Source organism: Streptomyces sp. NPDC041200 (assembly GCF_055591805.1).
Map to the genome: position 1 here is coordinate 1 of NZ_JBVIZF010000065.1, position 19,332 is coordinate 19,332.

General features: G+C 72.8%; 14 protein-coding genes. 5 read left to right on the forward strand and 9 right to left on the reverse strand.

Features of this window, described 5'->3' with window-relative positions; genetic code table 11:
* Positions 1 to 312 precede the first annotated feature (312 nt).
* The 4 genes from ACZ6CL_RS41175 to ACZ6CL_RS41190 form a co-directional block, all read right to left on the reverse strand.
* Positions 313 to 1,677, reverse strand: a complete 1,365-nt coding sequence (locus ACZ6CL_RS41175) for a phosphomannomutase/phosphoglucomutase (RefSeq protein WP_468946296.1) — start codon at positions 1,675 to 1,677, stop codon at positions 313 to 315.
* Positions 1,678 to 1,754: 77 nt separating this feature from the next.
* Positions 1,755 to 3,254 carry a nuclease/transposase family protein gene (locus ACZ6CL_RS41180; protein WP_468946271.1) on the reverse strand — a complete coding sequence of 500 codons (1,500 nt, stop codon included), beginning with the start codon at positions 3,252 to 3,254 and terminating at the stop codon, positions 1,755 to 1,757.
* Positions 3,255 to 3,495: 241 nt separating this feature from the next.
* Positions 3,496 to 5,112 carry an L-lactate permease gene (locus ACZ6CL_RS41185; RefSeq protein ID WP_468946273.1) on the reverse strand — a complete coding sequence of 539 codons (1,617 nt, stop codon included), beginning with the start codon at positions 5,110 to 5,112 and terminating at the stop codon, positions 3,496 to 3,498.
* A gap of 203 nt (positions 5,113 to 5,315) precedes the next feature.
* Positions 5,316 to 5,765, reverse strand: a complete 450-nt coding sequence (locus ACZ6CL_RS41190; RefSeq protein ID WP_468946275.1) for a DUF3499 domain-containing protein — start codon at positions 5,763 to 5,765, stop codon at positions 5,316 to 5,318.
* 341 nt (positions 5,766 to 6,106) lie between these two features.
* Between ACZ6CL_RS41190 and ACZ6CL_RS41195 the strand changes: the two genes are divergently transcribed.
* A complete protein-coding gene (locus tag ACZ6CL_RS41195) occupies positions 6,107 to 6,550 on the forward strand; it encodes a metallopeptidase family protein (protein ID WP_468946298.1) in 444 nt (147 codons plus the stop codon).
* 53 nt (positions 6,551 to 6,603) lie between these two features.
* Here ACZ6CL_RS41195 and ACZ6CL_RS41200 read toward each other — a convergent pair whose 3' ends face one another.
* The 3 genes from ACZ6CL_RS41200 to ACZ6CL_RS41210 all read right to left on the reverse strand — a co-directional run bounded on the left by ACZ6CL_RS41200 (position 6,604) and on the right by ACZ6CL_RS41210 (position 12,442).
* Positions 6,604 to 8,127 carry a DUF5719 family protein gene (locus ACZ6CL_RS41200; RefSeq protein WP_468946278.1) on the reverse strand — a complete coding sequence of 508 codons (1,524 nt, stop codon included), beginning with the start codon at positions 8,125 to 8,127 and terminating at the stop codon, positions 6,604 to 6,606.
* Positions 8,124 to 11,993 (reverse strand): glycosyltransferase, encoded by a 3,870-nt coding sequence (locus ACZ6CL_RS41205; protein ID WP_468946280.1) that lies wholly within the window; start codon positions 11,991 to 11,993, stop codon positions 8,124 to 8,126. Before ACZ6CL_RS41205 ends, ACZ6CL_RS41200 begins: the two co-directional genes overlap by 4 nt.
* A gap of 185 nt (positions 11,994 to 12,178) precedes the next feature.
* Complete coding sequence (locus ACZ6CL_RS41210; protein WP_004952403.1) at positions 12,179 to 12,442, reverse strand: WhiB family transcriptional regulator; 264 nt, start codon at positions 12,440 to 12,442, stop codon at positions 12,179 to 12,181.
* 629 nt (positions 12,443 to 13,071) lie between these two features.
* Here ACZ6CL_RS41210 and ACZ6CL_RS41215 point away from each other — a divergent pair.
* From ACZ6CL_RS41215 to ACZ6CL_RS41230, 4 genes are all read left to right on the forward strand, one after another.
* Complete coding sequence (locus tag ACZ6CL_RS41215; protein ID WP_468946284.1) at positions 13,072 to 13,584, forward strand: cysteine dioxygenase; 513 nt, start codon at positions 13,072 to 13,074, stop codon at positions 13,582 to 13,584.
* 101 nt (positions 13,585 to 13,685) lie between these two features.
* The gene (cofD, locus tag ACZ6CL_RS41220) at positions 13,686 to 14,648 is read left to right on the forward strand and encodes a 2-phospho-L-lactate transferase (protein ID WP_468946287.1); all 963 of its coding nucleotides are present in this window, start codon (positions 13,686 to 13,688) and stop codon (positions 14,646 to 14,648) included.
* Positions 14,645 to 16,030 (forward strand): coenzyme F420-0:L-glutamate ligase, encoded by a 1,386-nt coding sequence (locus ACZ6CL_RS41225; protein ID WP_468946289.1) that lies wholly within the window; start codon positions 14,645 to 14,647, stop codon positions 16,028 to 16,030. The genes cofD and ACZ6CL_RS41225 overlap by 4 nt, the downstream gene beginning before the upstream one ends.
* Before the next feature lie 235 nt (positions 16,031 to 16,265).
* Complete coding sequence (locus ACZ6CL_RS41230) at positions 16,266 to 17,174, forward strand: DNA-3-methyladenine glycosylase family protein (RefSeq protein WP_468946290.1); 909 nt, start codon at positions 16,266 to 16,268, stop codon at positions 17,172 to 17,174.
* Between the two features lie 90 nt (positions 17,175 to 17,264).
* Here ACZ6CL_RS41230 and manB read toward each other — a convergent pair whose 3' ends face one another.
* Both manB and ACZ6CL_RS41240 read right to left on the reverse strand, forming a co-directional pair.
* Positions 17,265 to 18,365: a mannose-1-phosphate guanylyltransferase gene (gene manB / locus ACZ6CL_RS41235; protein WP_468946291.1), complete on the reverse strand. Its 1,101-nt coding sequence runs from the start codon at positions 18,363 to 18,365 to the stop codon at positions 17,265 to 17,267.
* 71 nt (positions 18,366 to 18,436) lie between these two features.
* Positions 18,437 to 19,332, reverse strand: an 896-nt coding sequence (locus tag ACZ6CL_RS41240) for a peptidoglycan recognition protein family protein (RefSeq protein WP_468946294.1), incomplete at its 5' end; no start/stop codon positions are given.

The window sequence follows — 19,332 nt, forward strand, 5'->3', positions numbered from 1 at the left end:
GGAGGGGCTGGGATGGGGCATCTCCGCCCCAGGACCCGGCTCCTCACACGCCGGAGGCACTGGAGTGGGGCACCTCCGCCCCCGCACCCCGCTCCTCACACGCCGGAGGCACTGGAGTGGGGCACCTCCGCCCCCGCACCCCGCTCCTCACACGCCGGAGGCGCTGGAGTGGGGCGTCTCCACCCCCCCCGCCCCGGTCCTCACCCCGGGAGGGGCTGGGATGTGCCGACCGGGGCCGGGGCCGCGCCTCGGGTCCCGTGGGCCGGAGGGCCTCGGGGGTGGGGCGTCCGTCCCGGCTGGCCGGGGGTGGGGTCAGGCGCGGACCTTGGCCAGGACCTCGTCTCGGATGTGGTCCGCGGTTTCGGGGGTGCGGGCTTCCACGTTCAGGCGGAGGAGGGGTTCGGTGTTGGAGGGGCGGAGGTTGAACCACCAGTCGGCGCTGGTGACCGTCAGGCCGTCCAGCTCGTCCAGTTCGATGCCCTCGTCCTTGCGGCCCTCGTACGCGGCCTTGACGGCCTCCATGCGGCCGGTCTGGTCGGCGACGGTGCTGTTGATCTCGCCGGAGGCGGCGTAGCGGTCGTACTGCTCGACGAGCTGCGACAGGGGCTCCTGCCCGCCGCCGAGGGCGGCCAGGACGTGGAGGGCGGCGAGCATGCCGGTGTCGGCGTTCCAGAAGTCGCGGAAGTAGTAGTGCGCGGAGTGCTCGCCGCCGAAGATGGCGCCGGTGCGGGCCATCTCGGCCTTGATGAAGGAGTGGCCGACGCGGGTGCGGATGGGGGTGCCGCCGTTTTCCTTGACGACCTCGGGGACGGACCAGGAGGTGATGCAGTTGTGGATGATCGTCCCGCCCGGGTGCTTGGCCAGTTCGCGGGCGGCGACCAGGGCGGTGATCGCGGAGGGGGCCACCGGTTCACCGCGCTCGTCGACGACGAAGCAGCGGTCGGCGTCGCCGTCGAAGGCGAGGCCGAGGTCGGCGCCGGTCTCACGGACGCGGGCCTGGAGGTCGACGATGTTCTTGGGGTCGAGCGGGTTGGCCTCGTGGTTCGGGAAGGTGCCGTCCAGCTCGAAGTAGAGGGCGTCCAGCTCCAGCGGGAGCCCCTCGAAGACGGTGGGGACGGTGTGGCCGCCCATGCCGTTGCCCGCGTCCACGACGACCTTCAGCGGCCGGATGGCGGTGAGGTTCACGAGGGAGCGCAGGTGGGCGGCGTAGTCCACCAAGACGTCCTGCTGGGTGATGGTGCCGGGGTCGACGGCGGGCTCGGGAGCGCCGGTCTCCGCCCACTCCTCCACCAGGGCCCGGATGTCGGCGAGGCCGGTGTCCTGGCCGACGGGCGCGGCACCGGCCCGGCACATCTTGATGCCGTTGTACTGGGCGGGGTTGTGGCTGGCCGTGAACATCGCGCCGGGCAGGTCGAGATGGCCGCTGGCGAAGTAGAGCTGGTCGGTCGAGCAGAGGCCGATCTCGGTCACGTCCACCCCGAGGGTGGCGGCCCCGCGGGCGAAGGCGCGCGACAGGCCCGGCGAGGAGGGGCGCATGTCATGGCCGACGACGATGGCACCCGCGTCGGTCACCCGCGCGAAGGCGGCGCCGAACAGCTCGGCGAGCGGTTCGTCCCACTGGTCCGGGACCACACCGCGGACGTCGTACGCCTTCACGATCTGCGACAAGTCGGGCACAGCCAACCCCTTCTCGAAGTCCTTCTTGGAGGTCTCCGCGGACAGGATCGACAAGCGGTGTCCACGGATCTCAAAACCTACCGTTCCAAGTGACTGAGCGGGGGTGAGCCCTGGTGCCAGGACTCGTGCTCAGCCGGGTGCTCCGAACGGTTGTGGGCACCCCGGTCGCCCGCTTTCGCTCCGCAACCGGCGCCGACGGATCGTGTCCGTGGTCCGGGAACGCGGGGGCGGGTTTCCTCACGCCCCGGAGCCACCGATGCGGCCTGGACGGTCCGATGCCCCGCACGATCGCTCTGGTCGTGCAGGGGCGGTGCCGTCCGTCGCCGGACCGGGTGCCCCAGGGCGCGCCTGCCGATCGCCACCGCTGCCGCGTGATGGCGAGTGATCTTCCTGTTCTCGCTGGCGAGAGGCTTCTGCCAGTGCTGGGCGCCCCAGCGGCTGGTGTAGGCCGGATCGACGGCGACGACGGTGATGCCGAGCTCGGCGGCCATCGATACCAGCCGTGCCCGCAGCTTGGCGGTGGGCACGCCGGAGATCAGCTTGCGGAACCGCTTCCGCCGCCCATGCTTCTCGCGAGTCTTCTCCGCTGCGAAATCCAGATCCTCGATCGCGAGGGGCACCCCGCGCCGTGCGGCCCAGTGCAGGAGGCGGATGATTGCGTGCCGCACCTGCGCATCCCGGTGGGATGCACGGCCGGACAGGTCGTAGCCGAACCTGCGCGGTTCACCGACCGGGTTGCCGTGCGTGTCCAGGCACCAGGCAGCCAGGTGATCGGCGTTGGTGTCCACACCGATCAGCCCACCGGACCGGACAGCCTCCAGCGGCACCGTTCTGACCGGCGGGACCTGCCAGGAGGCCGTCAGATACCAGCGGTCCCGGGCCACGTCGAAGTGGATGCGATACGCCACAGCACGGTCGGCCGCGATGCGGTCGGCCCACTGCTCGCCCCGGTACCGGAACCCGACCCGGCACGCCAGCACATACCGCCCGTGGGGCGCGTTCGCCAGCCCGACCAGCGGCGCCGGAAGCTTGATACTCACCTCACCGTCCGGACTGACACGGATGGTCTCATTCCCCCGCCCCTTGCCGGACTCGCCGTCGGCCTGGAGGAACCAGCGCCCAGCCTCCCACCGCACCCGCCACTGCGCCTCGGTCAGCCGAGCCGCTTCCAGGTGGCGCCGGTTACGCAGCAGCTTGGACCCCTTCGCCCCGACCGGCAGCGACAGCCGACGAGCAATGGTGCGGACACCGGCCTCAAGGGACTTGATATACGCGAGCTGACCGCGCCGGGCCAGCGCCCACTGATCATGCGTGGCCTTGGTGATACTCCCCGCCCAGCGTGACGAGGACTGTCCGGTCAAAGCCCGCTTGCGCAGCGCCCACCGGTAACTGTCATGATCCATCCCCGCCGCGCAGCGCGCCTTCAAGTCCCGGGAGGCCAGGGAACCCAGTAGACCACCGACCAGACGCAGAACCCTCTCGTCCTGCCCGGTCAGCCCCTTGAGACTGCCACGGATCGCCACCCCGGTCGGGCCGGGCACCACGAACGGCGCCGCCACCTCACGCAACCCGCCCACCCCCGCTACCCCGTACCCGGGCCGAAGATTTCCCATCACCGCACCCAACGAGCACCTCCCTCAAAGGTCACGCATTCGAGGCAAGAACCTCCGTTCCCCGGCAAGACCCCTCGCGCGGCCACCGATGCTCACCCATCCACACCACAACACACCCAAGTACGGTCAACCGGCAGCAGCTCCCAACCCCTCGGGGCCGGGTCGCGGCTGTGAGGGCCTTGGCGCGGCGCGGTCACCTGGCGGATCACGGCAGCATCCAGCCGAGCAGGAACGACGACTGCGCGACGACGATCAGGCACATCAACAGCAGCAGCCCCAGACTCCACGGCAGCACCTTTCGCAACAGGTCCCCCTCACGCCCCTGGAGGCCCACCGCGGCGCACGCGATGGTGAGATTCTGTGGCGAGATCATCTTGCCGAGGACGCCGCCCGAGCTGTTGGCGGCGGCGAGCAGGTCCGGTGAGAGCCCGGACTCGCGGGCGGCGGTGACCTGGAGGGCGCCGAAGAGCGCGTTGGCGGAGGTGTCCGAGCCGGAGACGGCGACGCCGAACCAGCCGAGCACCGGGGAGAGGAAGGCGAGTCCGGCCCCGGCCGCGGCGACGAAGTGGCCGATGGTGGCGGCCTGTCCGGAGAGGTTCATGACGTATGCGAGGGCGAGCACCGAGGTGACCGTCAGGATCGCGTGCCGCAGCTCCCGCACAGTGGTCGCCCACTCCCCCACGGCGTCGCGCACGGCGACCCCCAGGACGGCGGCGGTGGCGATGCCCGCGAGCAGGACGAGGGTGCCGCCGGTGGCGGCCAGGGGCAGCGCGAAGAGATTGCCGCCGACCGGCTTCCCGTCGGGCGCGGCGACGTCCAGGAACGGCCAGTCGATGGTGCGGGTGGCCTTGGCCAACAGGTCCTTGACCGGGCCGATCTGGGCGATGGAGAAGATCGCGACGATGAGCGCGTACGGGGCGTAGGCGCGCAGCACCTCGGGGCGCGGGTCCTCGTGGTCCAGGTCGTCGCTGCGTACGCCGGTGAGGACGGCGGCGCGCACCGGCTCCTCGGCGGGCCGCCGCGCGGACGGTACGGCGACGAGCGCGGCGGCGCCGATGAGCGCGGCGGCGATGTCGGCGAGCTGGACGGAGAGGAAGTTGGAGACGGCGAACTGGGCGACGGCGAAGGCGGTTCCGCAGGCGAGCGCCGGGGCCCAGGTCTCGCGCAGCCCCCGCCGCCCGTCGACCAGCGTGACCAGCAGCAGCGGGACGACGAGGGCGAGCAGCGGGGTCTGCCGTCCGACGACGGAGGCGACGGAGTCCAGCGGCAGCCCGGTGACCTGAGCGAGCGTCACCACCGGGGTGGCCATGGCGCCGAACGCGACGGGTGCGGTGTTGGCGACGAGCGCGACAACGGCGGCGCGCACCGGCTCGAAGCCGAGCGCCACGAGCATGACCGCGCAAATGGCCACCGGGGCGCCGAATCCGGCGAGTGCCTCCAGCAACGCGCCGAAGCAGAAGGCGATGACGAGCGCTTGGACGCGCGGGTCGTCGGAGAGCCTCCCGAAGGAGCGGCGCAGGACGTCGAAATGGTTCGTGCGGACCGTCATCCGGTACACCCACAGGGCGTTGACGACGATCCACAGGATGGGGAAGAGACCGAAGAGCGCTCCCTGCGCGCCGCTGGAGAGGGTCTGGCCGAGGGGCATCCCGTACGGGAGCCAGGCGACGAGGACGGCGACGGCGAGGCCGATGGGCCCCGCGTAGTGGGCGCGCATCCGCACCCCGCCGAGCAGGGCGAGGACGGTGAGAAGGGGGAGGGTGGCGACGAGGGCGGAGAGGGACAGCGAATCGGCGACGGGCTCCAGTTGCTGCACGAACACACGGGCCTCCTGGGAATCCTGGAAGTCCACATCCGTGATGCGGAAATGGAGGACTCGGGGTTCAGGAATGGTCGTGTCCGCGATGAGTTCGCGTCAATGCCCCGGAGTGAAGTGATCGACTGATGCCGGAAGTTGTCCGTGCGACGGGCGGAAAATGACGAGCCGAAAGATGACGAGCCGGGCCGGGCGCGACGACCGGAAGGTCAGGACTCCGGTGAGCGCAGGACGCGCAGATGACCGCGCCGGGCGACTTCCCGGGGATCGGCCTCGCGGCCGCTCTGTCCGCCTCCGGACGCTCCGGGTCCACTCGCCGCCCCGGCCGCGCGCTCCTGCGGGCGGGCCGCCTCGCGCACAGCGTTGGCGAGGGCTTCGAGATCATCACTGCTCGGCCGGGGCGGACCGGTGTCGACGGCCAGCCGGACGACCTCCCAGCCGCGCGGGGCGGTCAGCCGCTCCGAATGCTCCGAGCACAGGTCATAGCAGTGCGGCTCGGCATAGGTGGCCAGCGGTCCGAGAACCGCGGTCGAGTCCGCGTAGACGTACGTCAGCGTCGCGACGGCGGGGCGGCCGCAGGCGGTGCGCGAACAGCGACGTACAGGGCTCACGACGTTGGACGGTACCGCACTCTTGAGCGGGCCGCGACGACTCTCCACCAGCTCACTCCGCCGTGTCGTCCCGGTTCGCCCCGTGCACCCGATACGTGCACTTCCCTGTTGACCAGCGCGGACATCGGTATGGCCGAGAGCTGCCGAGGATGATTCCGGTCAGCAGTCGAACCGAGAGGAGTCATCCTGAGGTACGGAAGTAAACCAAGAGACGTCCGTTTATGGGCGTAAGCGTGGCCGGAATGTTCATTAAGTGACATTGGGCATGGCTGTCCAGTAAGCGCGTGCCGGAGGCGGGGTGACGGCTACCCTCGTGAGTGATGACCAGGCCCGTACCCTCCGACCAGCCCGAGCCGCGTCCCCGGCGCCGCGATCGGCACGGCCGGGGTATGCGCGGTCCGATCGCGCCGCCCCAGGTACCGCTGTCGGTCAGCCGCGCCGAGTCCTTCATCGATCTTGTGCAGGACTCGGCGGAGCGGCTGGAGAGACGCTGGCCCCAGCTGTCGGGAGTCGACTTCTCGGTGCTGGAGGTGCCGGTCACCGGGGTCGGCGGGGGCTCCGACGGACCCTCCGGGCACGGCTTCGACGGACATCCGGCGCACGGCTCCGGCTTCACCGACGGGTGGGACGGCGAGTCCGTGCCGCTCGGGCGCTTCATCGCGGCGCGCGGTGACGATCCTGACCGGATCGTGATCTACCGGCGCCCGGTGGAGATCCGTACGAAGAACCGGGATGAGCGCGCCCTGCTGGTGCACGAGGTCGTGGTCGAGCAGGTGGCGGAGCTGCTGGGTCTTGAGCCGGAGTCGGTGGACCCTCGGTACGGGCAGGAGTAGGGCGCCAGGGCGGGGCCGCTTCCCCGCCCCCGCCTCCTCCCCCGCCGAGATCCCTAGCGGTTCAGTACGGACAGGTCCTGCGTCGCCTGCGGGACCTCCACCGTCCCCCGGTCGTCCGGGAGGGACTGGATCGTGAAGGCCGGTACGTCGCCCTGCGGAAGCGACAGCATGCGCGAGGCGTGGACCGGGCCGCCCGAGAGGCGTTCCACGGTCACCGCGTACTGGCCCTTGGCACCGGACGGCTTCGGCGGGGCGACGGTCTTCGTCGTACCGCCCTTGACCGTGTACGTCTGGCTGGCCGAGGTGCCGCCCCCGGTGCCCGCCGAGGCGGTGACGCGGACCTTCGCGCTCGATCCCGGGGCGACCAGGGACAGGATGGAGCCCTTGGTGCGGTTGTCGGCGGCGGTGGCGGAGCGCTCGATGGCGCCGGTTGCGGGGATGAACGCCGTCTCCTGGTCGCTCCCCTTGCCGCGCGTCACCTGAAGCCCGGCGACCACCGGGGTGGCCGTGCCCTCGCCGCCCTCGGGGGTGAGCAGCAGCGAGCCCGGTTCGCCCTTGGTGACGTCGCCGAGGTCGATCGCCGACGTCATCCCGCTCTTGACGTGCAGGGACTCATGCCCGGCCGGGGTGATCGAACTGGTGGGCCCGGCCAGCCGCACCTTGAGGTCCGCGTCATTGGCGCCGGGCGCGAAGACCACCAGGCGCGCCGAGGTGGCGTCGGCCGGTATGCCGGGGAGCGCGACGCTCGTGGCGGGCACGGCGGAGGCCGGGATCCAGTCGCCGCCGCGCTTCTCGTCGGCGGCCTGGACGGCGGCGCCGACCCGTCCGCTGCGGGCCGTCACATGGAGGGAGATATCGGTGGCCCGCTGATCGGTGAGGGTGGAGAGCAGCACCGGCACGGTGGACCGGCCCGGGACCGTGATCGACTCGTCGCTCGTGGGCTTGAGCTTGCCGTTCGAGCCGTACATCGTCAGGTCCACCTCGGCCGCCCGGTCGTCCGGGTTGGTCAGATGGACGAAGTCCTGCCGGTCCTTGCCGGTGGACGCGCCCTGGAACCAGAAGTCGGTGTCCGGGGCGGTGCACGCGGTGCCCATGAGGCCGCGCCCGCTGCCCGCGTCGATCGAGGTGGTCTGCTGGACGGTCCAGCCGGGCGCGAGGGGGCCGTCGGCGGTGCCGATGAGCGCCGGGGCGCCCGAGCTGTCGGTGTCGGTGGTGACCGGCGCGCCGGGGCGCTTGAGCGGCAGGACGGGTTTGTCCTTGCCCTTGCCGCCCTGGGGGTCGTCCTCCTCCGATACGTCGTCAGGGCTGCTTGTCGCGGGCAGCAGTCCGGCCGTACCGCTCCCGCCGTCCGCACCGCCGCCGCTCCGCTTGGGGGTGTACGCGGTGTACGTCGTACTGCTCACGTCGGAGGAGCTGGGTTCCGGGCACAGCAGCGTGGAGCGCTGGACGGGCAGCCTGCTGGCGGCCTTGGCCGCCGTGCCCGCGTCGTCCGACGAGCCGCCGGTGAGGGACGCCACGCCGGTGACGGCGGCCAGTGCCGTGGCCGCGCCGATCAGGGACAGGGTGGTGCGGTTCATCGCTGCTGATCGCTCCCGTCGCGGCGGCCCTCGGGGTCGGCGCCGCCGTACGTCGTGTCGCCCTGGGCGGGGTACGTGCCGTCGGGGTAGGGCTGCTGCTGGTCGTAGCCGTACGGGTCGGCGTACTGACCGGCGGCGTGCTGACCGGCGGCGTACGGGTCGGCGGCGTACGGGTCGGGGTACGGGCCGCCCGTGTACGGGGCGTCCTGGTACGGGGCGTCCTGGTACTGGCCCTGCGGGTACGGATAGCCGCCGGGGTACTGGTCGGCCGGGTACTGCTGCCCGTACGCGGCGTCGGCGTACGGCTGCCGCGCGTCCCACTGCCCCCCGTACGACGGCTGTTGCGGCTGCTGGTCCGGCTGTGGCGGAATGAACGGCTCCGGCACGAACACCGGCGGCTCGGCGGGCGGTGCGGGCGGCGGAGGCACATCCGCCGCCGCGCCACCGTCGGCCGGAACGTCCGGCGCGTCCCCGGCCTGCGTCTGTGCGCCCTGCGTCTGTGCGGCCTGTGCCTCCGCGGCGGCCCGCAACCGCCGTGCCCGGCGCCCGTCACCCGCCAGGTCCTCGGCGGTGATGGCGGTGGCGGCCGCCGCGGCCTCCGCCTCCGGCAGGTCGTCGTCCACGTGACGGCGACGGCCCGGCAGCGCGAGCACCAGCAGGACGACCGCGAGGAGCCCCTGTGCCCAGATCCACGCGGTGTGCGTGATCGGGGTGTCGTAGGTGAGGTCGAGACGCCCGCCGCCCGCCGGGAGTTCGAAGCCCTGCGCCCAGCCGTCGATCGTCTTCGGCGTCAGCGGCTTGCCGTCGAGCGTGGCCGTCCAGTCGGGGGTGGCCCGGTCGGCGAGCCGCAGCACGCGCCCGTCCGCACCGTCCGGGATGGTGGTGTGCGCCTCGACGGGACCGGACGCCACCTGGACCGGCGCGGCCGACGAACCCGCCGCGCCGCTCCCCTGGGAGTCGGGCGGGACGATGGAGACCCGTGAGACCCGCTGGTCGAGCCGCCACAGGGTGCCCGCGTCGTCCCTGCTGAGCTGGGTGAGGCCGGGCGTCGCGTTGAGCACGCGCGTCATGTCGTGCGAGGCGCCCTGCTGTGCGTACACATAGCGCACCGCGTAGGCGCCCAGCCGGGAGGTCTGGTCGGCGCCGGAGCCCGCGACCAGATGGGCCACGACGTCGTCGAGGCGGGTGTCGGCACCGCCCGCCGCGGCGAGTTCGCCATCGCCGAGCCGGGCGCCGGAGCCGCGCACCAGGGCGTAGTCGGTGCGGGCGTCGCCGCCGGTGAGCACCAGGGTGCGGGCCTGGTCCTTGGTGGCGCTCTCGGCCGCCACGAACGCCGGGACCTGGGAGGGTTCGCGGCGTGTCACCGGGCCGTCCGCGCCGCTGATCATCCAGACGGCCGCGGCGTACAGCGGGGCGGCGGCCGAGGCGAGGGCGATGATCAGCGCGACCGGCTGGCGCCAGCCGAAGCTCTGCGCCGCCACGCGCTCCCGGGCGCCCTCGGCGCCGACCACGGCGGCGGTCAGCAGCGCCAGCCCGTAGACCAGGGTCGCGGGCCCGGCCCAGGCGGACCCGTTGCTGAGCGCCGCGAAGAGGAACCCGGTGAGGGCCACGGCCCACGCCGTACGGACCGTCAACTGCCGTTCGCCGCGCATCAGGGCGGCGAGCGCGGCCAGGACGAAGCCGATCAGCAGCAGCGTGCCGCCGCCCTTGGGGCCGCCGGGGCTCAGCGCGAGCAGGTCCAGCGCGGACGCGGAGCCGCTGCCGCTGTCGAGCCCGGCCTCCTTCAGGAAGCGGACCGGGTCGGTGAGCAGATCGACCGACCAGGGGGCGAGCACCAGCAGCGGGGTGAGGACGACGGCCAGGAAGCGCAGCCCGTACGCCACCAGCGGCTCGCCCTGCCGCTGCCGCAGGATCAGCACACCGGCGGACAGCAGCAGCGCGATCGGCCAGACGACCGGCGTGAAGGCCATGGTGAACGTCAGCAGCAGGGCGTACGCCCACGCCGCGCGCCAGCTCGGCAGCCTGCCCTTCGCGCCGCCCGCCCGGAAGCCGCCCGCGGCGGCCGCCGCCCGCGCCATCAGCGGCAGCAGGACGGCCAGGACGGCGGTGCCCAGCCGCCCGCCCGCGAGCGCGCCGGTCGCGGCCGGGAGGAAGGCGTACGCGACGCTCCCCCACGCGCGCAGCAGCCGGGACTCGACGAGCGGCCGGGAGGCGAAGTACGCGATGAACCCGGCCAGCGGCACCGAGCAGACCAGCAGCAGGGTCAGGGTGAATCCGGTGCTGCCCAGGAAGACCGTGGCGAGCGCCGCGAGGGCGGCGAGATACGGCGGCGCGCTCTGGGTGCCGCCGGTGCCGACCGGATGCCAGCCGTCGACGTAGCTCGCCCACAGGTCGGAGACATGGCCGGGGGCGGGCAGCAGATCGCCGCCCGCGAGCGCGCCGGTGCCCAGCAGCTCACGGCAGGCGACCAGCGAGACCAGCAGCAACACGGCGAACAGCATCGGGCCCGGTTTGCGCGCGATCCGCTTGACCCGCGCGAACTGCTCGATCTCCAGGAAGTCGGCGTCGTCGTCGCCCGGCCCGGACTCGACGGCGCCGTGCCGGCCGCCCGAGGACAGCTCGGGCTCCGACCGTCCGCCGATGTTGCTGGCGATCTGCTCGGCCGTCGCCCGCACGGTCGCACCGGACGGCGGGAAGAGCGGCCGCAGCTCGCTCGGCTCGGTCGCCGGGCGGCCGCGCCGTTTGCGCGCGGCGCTGATCCGGCCGGGCCGCAGCAGCGTGCCGGACAGGCCCGTGACCTCGTCCAGCGCCTGGCCGGGCACCTTGCCCACCAGATAGGCGAGGGTGCGCAGCAGGGTGCCGAGGACGACCCGCAGCATCACATAGGGCAGCAGCGCGCCCCGGGTGTTGACCAGCAGCGTGTAGACCGCACCGGCCTTGTCGACGCGGTGCGGGCTGGCGACCGATCGGCCGACGCAGTCGATGGGGCGCCGCTCGCGCGCGGACGCCTCGGCGTGCCGCAGGGAGGCGTCCGGCGCGATCAGCACGCTGTGCCCGGCGGCGTGGGCGCGCCAGCACAGGTCGACGTCGTCCCGCATCAGCGGCAGCCGGGGGTCGAAGCCGCCCAGCTGCTCCCATACGTCGCGGCGCACCAGCATGCCCGCGCTGGAGACCGACAGCACCGGCCGCACCTGGTCGTGCTGGCCCTGGTCCTGTTCGCGCCGCTCCAGACCGGTCCAGCGGCGGCCGCTGCGGGCGATGCTGACGCCCACTTCGAGCAGCTGCTTACGGTCGTACCAGCCGCGCAGCTTGGGGCCGATGATCGCGGCCTCGCGGTTGGCCAGCAGCTCGCCGTCGGCGACCCGCAGCAGCTCATGGAGCGCGTCCGGCGCGGGCGCGCAGTCGTCGTGCAGCAGCCACAGCCACTGGATGGGCTCGCCGTGCGGCAGCTCCGGCATGTCGTACGCGTCGTCACGCCAGGTGCGGTTGACGGGGTCCCAGCCGCTGGGGCGCTTGAGGTACGGCAGCTCCTCGGGGCTCAGCACCGGGGCGCCGCGGACGGCCTCGGCGACGGCCGTGCCGAAGCCGCTGCGGCGCGCCAGGTGCAGGACCCGGTCCTCGCCGAGGGCTTCGGTCAGCAGCCGGGCGGATTCGTCGGCGCTGCCGGTGTCGGCGGCGACGACGCTCTGCACGGGACGCTCCTGCCCGAGCAGACCGGACAGCGCGTCGGGCAGCCAGCGGGCACCGTCGTGGGAGACGAGCACGGCGGTGACGACATGGCGCGGGAACTCAGGTGCCGGTTGCGCGGCGGCAAATCCGGCGGAGGCGGCCGGGTGAGGGGCCGCCGAGTGGCTGTGCACGGACATCGAGGTACGGGCCCCGGTTCGCTGGACTGCGGTGGACGAGCCCGCCCCAGGGGGACGTTGGCGCGCCTCGGACGGGCCCCCACACTAACGGCTGCGTACGCAGGCGGTCCGCCTCCCGTCGGCTGGAAACCGGGGGCGGACCGTGTACGCCGCTGTCTACTCCGCCGTGAGCTGTGCGGATGTGGTCAGACCGCTGCCTTCTTCAGCCTGCGGCGCTCCCGCTCGGAGAGGCCGCCCCAGATGCCGAAGCGTTCGTCGTTGGCGAGGGCGTACTCGAGGCATTCGGAACGGACCTCGCAGGCCAGGCAGACCTTCTTCGCCTCTCGCGTGGATCCGCCCTTTTCCGGGAAGAACGATTCGGGATCGGTCTGGGCGCACAGCGCGCGCTCCTGCCAACCGAGCTCCTCGTCCGCCTCTTCGACCAGCAGTTGCTGGAACAACTCGGTCATGTGCGCCCCTCGTCTGTTTTTGCGTCCCCGGTGCCGTCCCCGTGTGCCCTGGTGCCGTGGGTCAAACCGGCAGAACGACACGTGTGAAATTACAAGTGCGCCGATCCGGGCCAGTCAAGCCGAGATCTGCTATTGGGCCTCTTATTCACTCTGCGGAACCAAGGCTGCGCGGAAAGTGTTCAAATCGGCCTAAACGCGACACGTTTCCCGTGCATGTCCCTGACTCCTCCTCTCGCCTCACGGTGGAGGACGCCGTGAACGCCGTTCCCGTTGCACACAGGGTCGGGTGCTGCGGCACCTCTCCGGCTAACGCGGGGACAAACCTTTCTGCCTCCACATCAACCGGATGAGGTGAACGATTACTGCCGGGCCGGAGATCAAGTTGACAGGAGGGCGAGGACCCGCTGTCCTAGACCCCATGTCAGTGACCCACGCGCCCCAGTCGACCCGTACCCACGGGTTCCGCTGCGCTGTGCAGGCTCGCTGTCGCTGTTCCAGCTGTTGATGCCCTTCTGAGCTCCAGCTTTCTCCCCTCGCGACTCTTCCGCGTCTCCCTGCGTCACCCCGCACAGCTCTGCCGCACAGCTCCGCTTCGCGCACCGCCGCGCTTCCCGCCGAGGAACCCCCACATGAACAGCGACGTCCAGATCGCCGGTGACCCGCTCGCCATCCCGCATCTGCTGCCGCCCGTACCCGCGCACCCCACCACCGTCTCCGGCTTCGCCGGGCTGGCCCGCGACATCGCCGCCGACCGCGACAGCTGGGCGCCCCTCGTCCGGTACGACGCCACCACCCGCTGGTACCACCGGCTGCGCACCGGCCCCGGCTATGAGGTCTGGCTGCTCAGCTGGGTGCCCGGCCAGGGCAGCGGAGCCCATGACCACGGGCGCTCCTCCGGCGTACTCACCATGCTCCAGGGCGAGTTGACGGAGCGTGTGGGAGCGGACGGCGGCGCACGGCATACGCTGCGCGCGGGCGCGCAGCGCGTCTTCGCACCCGGATACGTGCACGACGTCGTCAACGACGCGCTCGAACCAGCCGTCAGCCTGCACATCTACTTCCCCGGCCTCACCGAGATGCCGCCGCACCCCGCCCCGGCTGCCGGTGCGGCCGCCCCCGGCCCCCTCGACGTCCTGCGCTGAGCACGCCCCGCACGGTTCCCATGCCGGAGCCGACTGCAAGACCCTCCCGTCACCCACCACCACCCTCAACGGATCAGCCTTCGGCTGACAGACTGTCCCCCATGCGCATTGTGGTTCTGGCAGGCGGCATCGGCGGCGCCCGTTTCCTCCGTGGTCTGATGTCGGCGGTTCCCGACGCCGACATCACCGTCATCGGCAACACCGGCGATGACATCCATCTCTTCGGCCTCAAGGTCTGCCCCGACCTCGACACCGTGATGTACACCCTCGGCGGTGGCATCCACGAGGAGCAGGGCTGGGGCCGGGCCGAGGAGACCTTCGCCGTCAAGGAGGAGCTGGCGGCGTACGGCGTGGGGCCCGAGTGGTTCGGCCTCGGCGACCGGGACTTCGCCACGCACATCGTCCGTACGCAGATGATGAGCGCCGGTTACCCGCTCAGCGCCGTCACCGAGGCGCTGTGCGCGCGGTGGCGGCCGGGGGTGCGGCTGCTGCCGATGACGGACGACCGCGTCGAGACGCACGTCCTCATCGATGACCCTGATGGCGAGGGCCGCAAGGCCGTCCACTTCCAGGAGTACTGGGTCCGGATGCGCGCCTCCGTGCCCGCCCACGCCGTGGTCCCCGTCGGCGCCGACCAGGCCAAGCCCGCGCCCGGCGTGCTGGAGGCCATCGCCGACTCCGACGTCGTCATCTTCCCGCCGTCCAACCCCGTCGTCAGCGTCGGCACCATCCTGGCCGTCCCCGGAGTGCGCGAGGCCATCGCCGAGGCCGGGGTGCCCGTCGTCGGCCTCTCCCCCATCGTCGGCGACGCGCCCGTGCGCGGCATGGCCGACAAGGTGCTCGCCGCCGTCGGCGTCGAGTCCACCGCCGCGGCCGTCGCCAAGCACTACGGCTCCGGGCTGCTGGACGGCTGGCTCGTGGACACCGTGGACGCCGGGGCGGTCGACGAGGTCGAGGCCGCCGGGATCCGCTGCCGGGCCCTCCCGCTCATGATGAGCGACACCGAGGCCACCGCGCGCATGGCCGCGGAGGCGCTGGCGCTGGCCGAGGAGGTACGGGCATGAGCCCGTCGCTCGCGCGGGACGTCCCCTCGTACCAGGTCTGGGCCGTCCCCGGGCTGCCCGAGGTGCGGCCCGGCGACGACCTCGCCAAGCTCATCGCCGACGCCGCGACCGCGGGCTCCCTGCCGGGGCTCGCGCACGGTGACGTCCTGCTCATCACCTCGAAGATCGTCAGCAAGGCGGAGGGGCGCGTCGTCGCGGGCGACGACCGCGAGGCCGCCATAGACGCCGAGACCGTGCGGGTCGTCGCCCGGCGCGGGCGCACCCGGATCGTCGAAACCCGGCAGGGCCTGGTCATGGCCGCGGCCGGAGTCGACGCCTCCAACACCCCCGCTGGCACCATCCTGTTGCTCCCCGAGGACCCCGACGCGTCCGCCCGCGCCATCCGCGCCGGTCTGCGGGACGCGCTCGGCGTCGACGTCGGCGTCATCGTCACCGACACCTTCGGGCGGCCCTGGCGCACCGGGGTCACCGACGTCGCCATCGGCGCGGCCGGGGTGCGCGTCCTGGACGACCTGCGGGGCGGCACCGACGCGCACGGCAACGCGCTGAGCGTCACCGTCGTCGCCACCGCCGATGAGCTGGCCGCCGCCGGGGAGCTGGTCAAGGGCAAGGCGGACGGGCTGCCGGTGGCGGTGCTGCGGGGGCTGCCGCATGTGGTGTCCCTGGACGCGTCCGGGGCGGCTGGGGCGTCCGGCACGGATGAGCCCGGCCCGGATGAGCCCGACGCGGGGGCGCGGCCGCTGGTGCGCGGCGCCGCCGACGACATGTTCCGGCTGGGCACCTCGGAGGCCGTGCGGGAAGCGGTGACCCTGCGCCGTACGGTCCGCGAGTTCACCGACGAGCCGGTGGACGGCGCGGCGGTGCGGCGCGCCGTGGCCGCCGCCGTCACCGCGCCCGCGCCGCACCACACGACGCCGTGGCGGTTCGTGCTGCTGGAGTCGGAGGAGTCGCGGGTGCGGCTGCTGGACGCGATGCGGGACGCGTGGATCGCGGACCTGCGGGGTGACGGCTTCTCGGAGGAGTCCGTCGCCAAGCGGGTGCGGCGGGGTGACGTGCTGCGCAAGGCGCCGTATCTGGTGGTGCCGTGCCTGGTCGCGGACGGCGCCCATACGTACCCGGACGCGCGGCGGAACGCGGCGGAGCGGGAGATGTTCGTGGTCGCGGCCGGAGCCGGGGTGCAGAACCTGCTGGTCGCGCTGGCGGGCGAGCGGCTGGGGTCGGCGTGGGTGTCGTCGACGATGTTCTGCCGACCGGTGGTGCGGGAGGTGCTGGACCTGCCGGAGGACTGGGACCCGATGGGCGCGGTCGCCGTGGGCCACGCGGCGGTGGCGCCTGCGGCGCGTCCGGAGCGGGGCGTGGAGGGGTTTGTGGCGGTGCGGTAGCGCTGCGGGTTGCGAGCGCTAGGGCGCGCGGGGTGGGGGTGCGCGCCGGTGTGGGGGTTGTGCGGGTGCGTTTGCGGGGTGGGGGGTGCGTGGGGGGTGCTGGGGTGGGTGGTGGGTGCCGGAAGCGGGGCCTCAGCGCCCCCGCGCCCGGCAGCGAAACCCGACCGGCCACGGGCCACGATCCGGCACCGGCCTGCTCGGCCGTGGGCTTCCGCGTTGGGCTTAGGGTGGCGGCGTGGTGGGACGTCGTGTGTGGGTGCCTTCCTGCGCGTACGACCTCGCGCGGAACCTCGGTGTGCTGCAGCGCGGGCCGGGGGATCCTGCGTTTCGGGTCGACGCGGACGGGGCCTTCTGGCGGGCCAGCCGGACCCCGGCCGGGCCCGGGACCGTGCGGATCGCGCGGGACGGCAAGGGAGTCGAGGCCCAGGCCTGGGGGCCGGGGGCCGAGTGGCTGCTCGACCACCTGCCCGGGCTGCTCGGCGCCGACGACGATCCGTCCGCGTTCACCCCACGGCACCGGCTCGTCCACGAGGCGCACCGGCGGAACCCCGGGCTGCGGCTGATCCGGACCGGGCTGGTGCTGGAGTCGCTGATCCCCTCGATTCTGGAGCAGAAGGTCACCAGCGACGAGGCGTACCGGGCCTGGCGGATGCTGCTGCAGCGGCACGGGGAGCCCGCGCCGGGGCCCATGGAGCGCATGCGGGTGATGCCCGATCCGCGGACCTGGGCGCTGATCCCGTCGTGGGAGTGGCACCGGGCGGGGGTGGACGGCAAACGCTCTGCGACGATCCTGCGGGCCGTACGGGTCGCCCGGCGGCTGGAGGAGGCCGCGGCCATGGATCTCGACGACGCCTCACAGCGGCTGCAGCTGATCCCGGGCATCGGCCCCTGGACGGCGGCGGAGACCCTGCAGCGCAGCAACGGCACCCCGGACGCGATCACGGTCGGGGATCTGCACCTGCCCCGTATGGTCGGCTACGCGCTCACGGGTGAACGCGGTACGGACGACGCGGCGATGCTGGAACTCCTCGCGCCCTACGCCGGGCAGCGGCACCGTGCGGCCCGGCTGATCCTGCTGTCGGGCCGGGCGGCGATGCCCCGGCGCGCACCGCGCTTCGCGGTACGGGACTTCCGGGAGATGTAACCGCGGTCGGCAACGGCGGGGACGGCCACCGTCAGGGGGCGACGCCGGAGCCCCCGCACCCGCACCCGCACCCGCACCCGCGCAAAGCGGCTACTGGTCGGAAGAGAACCGCACCGCGCCCGCCGGGATGTCCACGTCGCACCACACCCGCGCCCCGTCGCGGAGTTCGTTGTCCGGGCCCACCAGGGCGCCGTCACCGATGACCGCGCCGTGCAGGACCGTACGGGCGCCGACGCGGGCTCCCGCGCCGATCAGGGAGTCGCGGACCTCGGCGCCCTCTTCGACCACGGCCCCCTCCAGCACCGTGCTGCCGTCGATGCGCGCGCCCGCGCCCACGTGGGCCTGCGGGCCGATGACCGTGCCGCCGGTCAGCTTCGCGTCGCCCGCGACGGTGGCGGATTCCAGGACGAGGCGGTCGCCGCAGCGGCCCGGGACGGCCGGGGAGGGGGCGCGGCCGAGGACCAGGTCGGCGGAGCCGCGGACGAAGGCCTGCGGGGTGCCGAGGTCGAGCCAGTACGTGGAGTCGACCATGCCCTGGAGGTGGGCGCCCGCGGCGAGGAGACCGGGGAAGGTCTCACGTTCGACGGAGACGGGCCGGTCGGCCGGTATGGCGTCGATCACGGAACGGTTGAAGACGTACGCGCCCGCGTTGATCTGGTCGGTGACGATCTCCTCGGGGGTCTGCGGCTTCTCCAGGAAGGCGGTGACCCGGCCCTGCTCGTCGGTGGGCACGAGGCCGTACGCGCGGGGGTCGGTGACCCGGGTGAGGTGGAGGGAGACGTCGGCGCCCGTCCGGCAGTGGGTGTCGACGAGGGCGCGGATGTCGAGGCCGGTGAGGATGTCGCCGTTGAAGATGAGCACCGGGTCGTCGGGGCCCGAGCGCAGCCGGGAGGCGACGTTGCGGATGGCGCCGCCGGTGCCGAGCGGCTCCTCCTCGGTCACGTACTCCAGGTGCAGGCCGAGGGAGGAGCCGTCGCCGAAGTACGGTTCGAAGACCTCGGCCAGGTAGGAGGTGGCGAGCACGATGTGCTCGACCCCGGCGGCGCGGGCGCGGGCGAGTTGGTGGGTCAGGAAGGGAACGCCGGCCGCCGGGACCATCGGCTTGGGAGTGTGCACCGTCATGGGGCGCAGTCGCGTTCCCTTGCCGCCGACCAGGAGGATCGCTTCTGGCGTTGCTGGCGCTTTGGTCACGTAGTCTCTGCTTCCTGCTGGGGCTCACCGGTCGGCTGGCCAGTGTATGCAGAAGCCCGGACCGCGCCTGGTCAGCGCCCCTGGAGCCGGGCGGCTGTGCTGCGTACGGAGCTGAGCTTGCTGTAGAGGCGCTTCCCGGGGCACTCGGTCGCGAAGCCGTCGCGGTGTCCGGAGATGACGCGCAGCCTCACGTTGGCGCCCTTCTTGTACTTGTTGCCGCCGCCGGACACCAGATGGGTGGTGCCGCGTGGATTCCGGTTGAAGAGGCCGAGTTTCCACGCGGTGAGCTTGGCGACGGCCTTGACGGCCTTGGCGGAGGGCTTCTTGGCGGAGTACGTGCCGAGGACGGCGACGCCCATGCTGTTCTGGTTGAACCCGAGGGTGTGCGCCCCGAGTACGGCTTTGGTGACGCCCCCTGAGCGGCCTTCGTAGATCTTTCCGCACTTGTCGATGGTGAAGTTGTAGCCGTAGTCGCGCCAGCCCATGCTCTGGACGTGGTAGCGGTAGATACTGCGCAAAACGGAGGGGACTTGGGCGCAGGTGTAGCTGTTGCCCGTCACGGTGTGGTGGATGAAGGCGACTTTGACGGTCTTGCTGTAGACGTGGCCGCTCTCGCGGATCTTCTCGTTGGCGCCCCATCCGGCGCGGGTGACGATGCGCGGCCGGGGTGCGGTGTGGCGGGCGGCGCTGGACTCGGACTGGTCGGCGGGGAGTTGGGTGGTCCCGGACGGGCGCGGGGTGGGGGCGGTGGGCCGGGCCGTGGGTCGCGCCGTGGGCAGGGTGGTGGGCTGGGCGGTGGGCCGGGCCGCGGGGGACACGACGCCGCCGGTGGGGTGCGGGTGCGGGTGCGGAACGGCCGTGGGGTGCGGGTGCGGAACGGCCGTGGGGTGCGGGTGCGGAACAGCCGTGGGGTGCGGGTGCGGAACGGCCGTGGGGTGCGGGGTCACCGGTTGTACGGGGGTGGGGT

What these genes read in the sequence shown, in the direction of transcription:
- ACZ6CL_RS41195 (WP_468946298.1), top strand. Translation starts at nt 6,107, where the DNA reads ATGCGCGGTCCGATCGCGCCGCCCCAGGTACCGCTGTCGGTCAGCCGC.
- ACZ6CL_RS41200 (WP_468946278.1), bottom strand. Translation starts at nt 8,127, where the DNA reads ATGAACCGCACCACCCTGTCCCTGATCGGCGCGGCCACGGCACTGGCC.
- ACZ6CL_RS41205 (WP_468946280.1), bottom strand. Translation starts at nt 11,993, where the DNA reads ATGTCCGTGCACAGCCACTCGGCGGCCCCTCACCCGGCCGCCTCCGCC.
- ACZ6CL_RS41210 (WP_004952403.1), bottom strand. Translation starts at nt 12,442, where the DNA reads ATGACCGAGTTGTTCCAGCAACTGCTGGTCGAAGAGGCGGACGAGGAG.
- ACZ6CL_RS41215 (WP_468946284.1), top strand. Translation starts at nt 13,072, where the DNA reads ATGAACAGCGACGTCCAGATCGCCGGTGACCCGCTCGCCATCCCGCAT.
- cofD (WP_468946287.1), top strand. Translation starts at nt 13,686, where the DNA reads ATGCGCATTGTGGTTCTGGCAGGCGGCATCGGCGGCGCCCGTTTCCTC.
- ACZ6CL_RS41225 (WP_468946289.1), top strand. Translation starts at nt 14,645, where the DNA reads ATGAGCCCGTCGCTCGCGCGGGACGTCCCCTCGTACCAGGTCTGGGCC.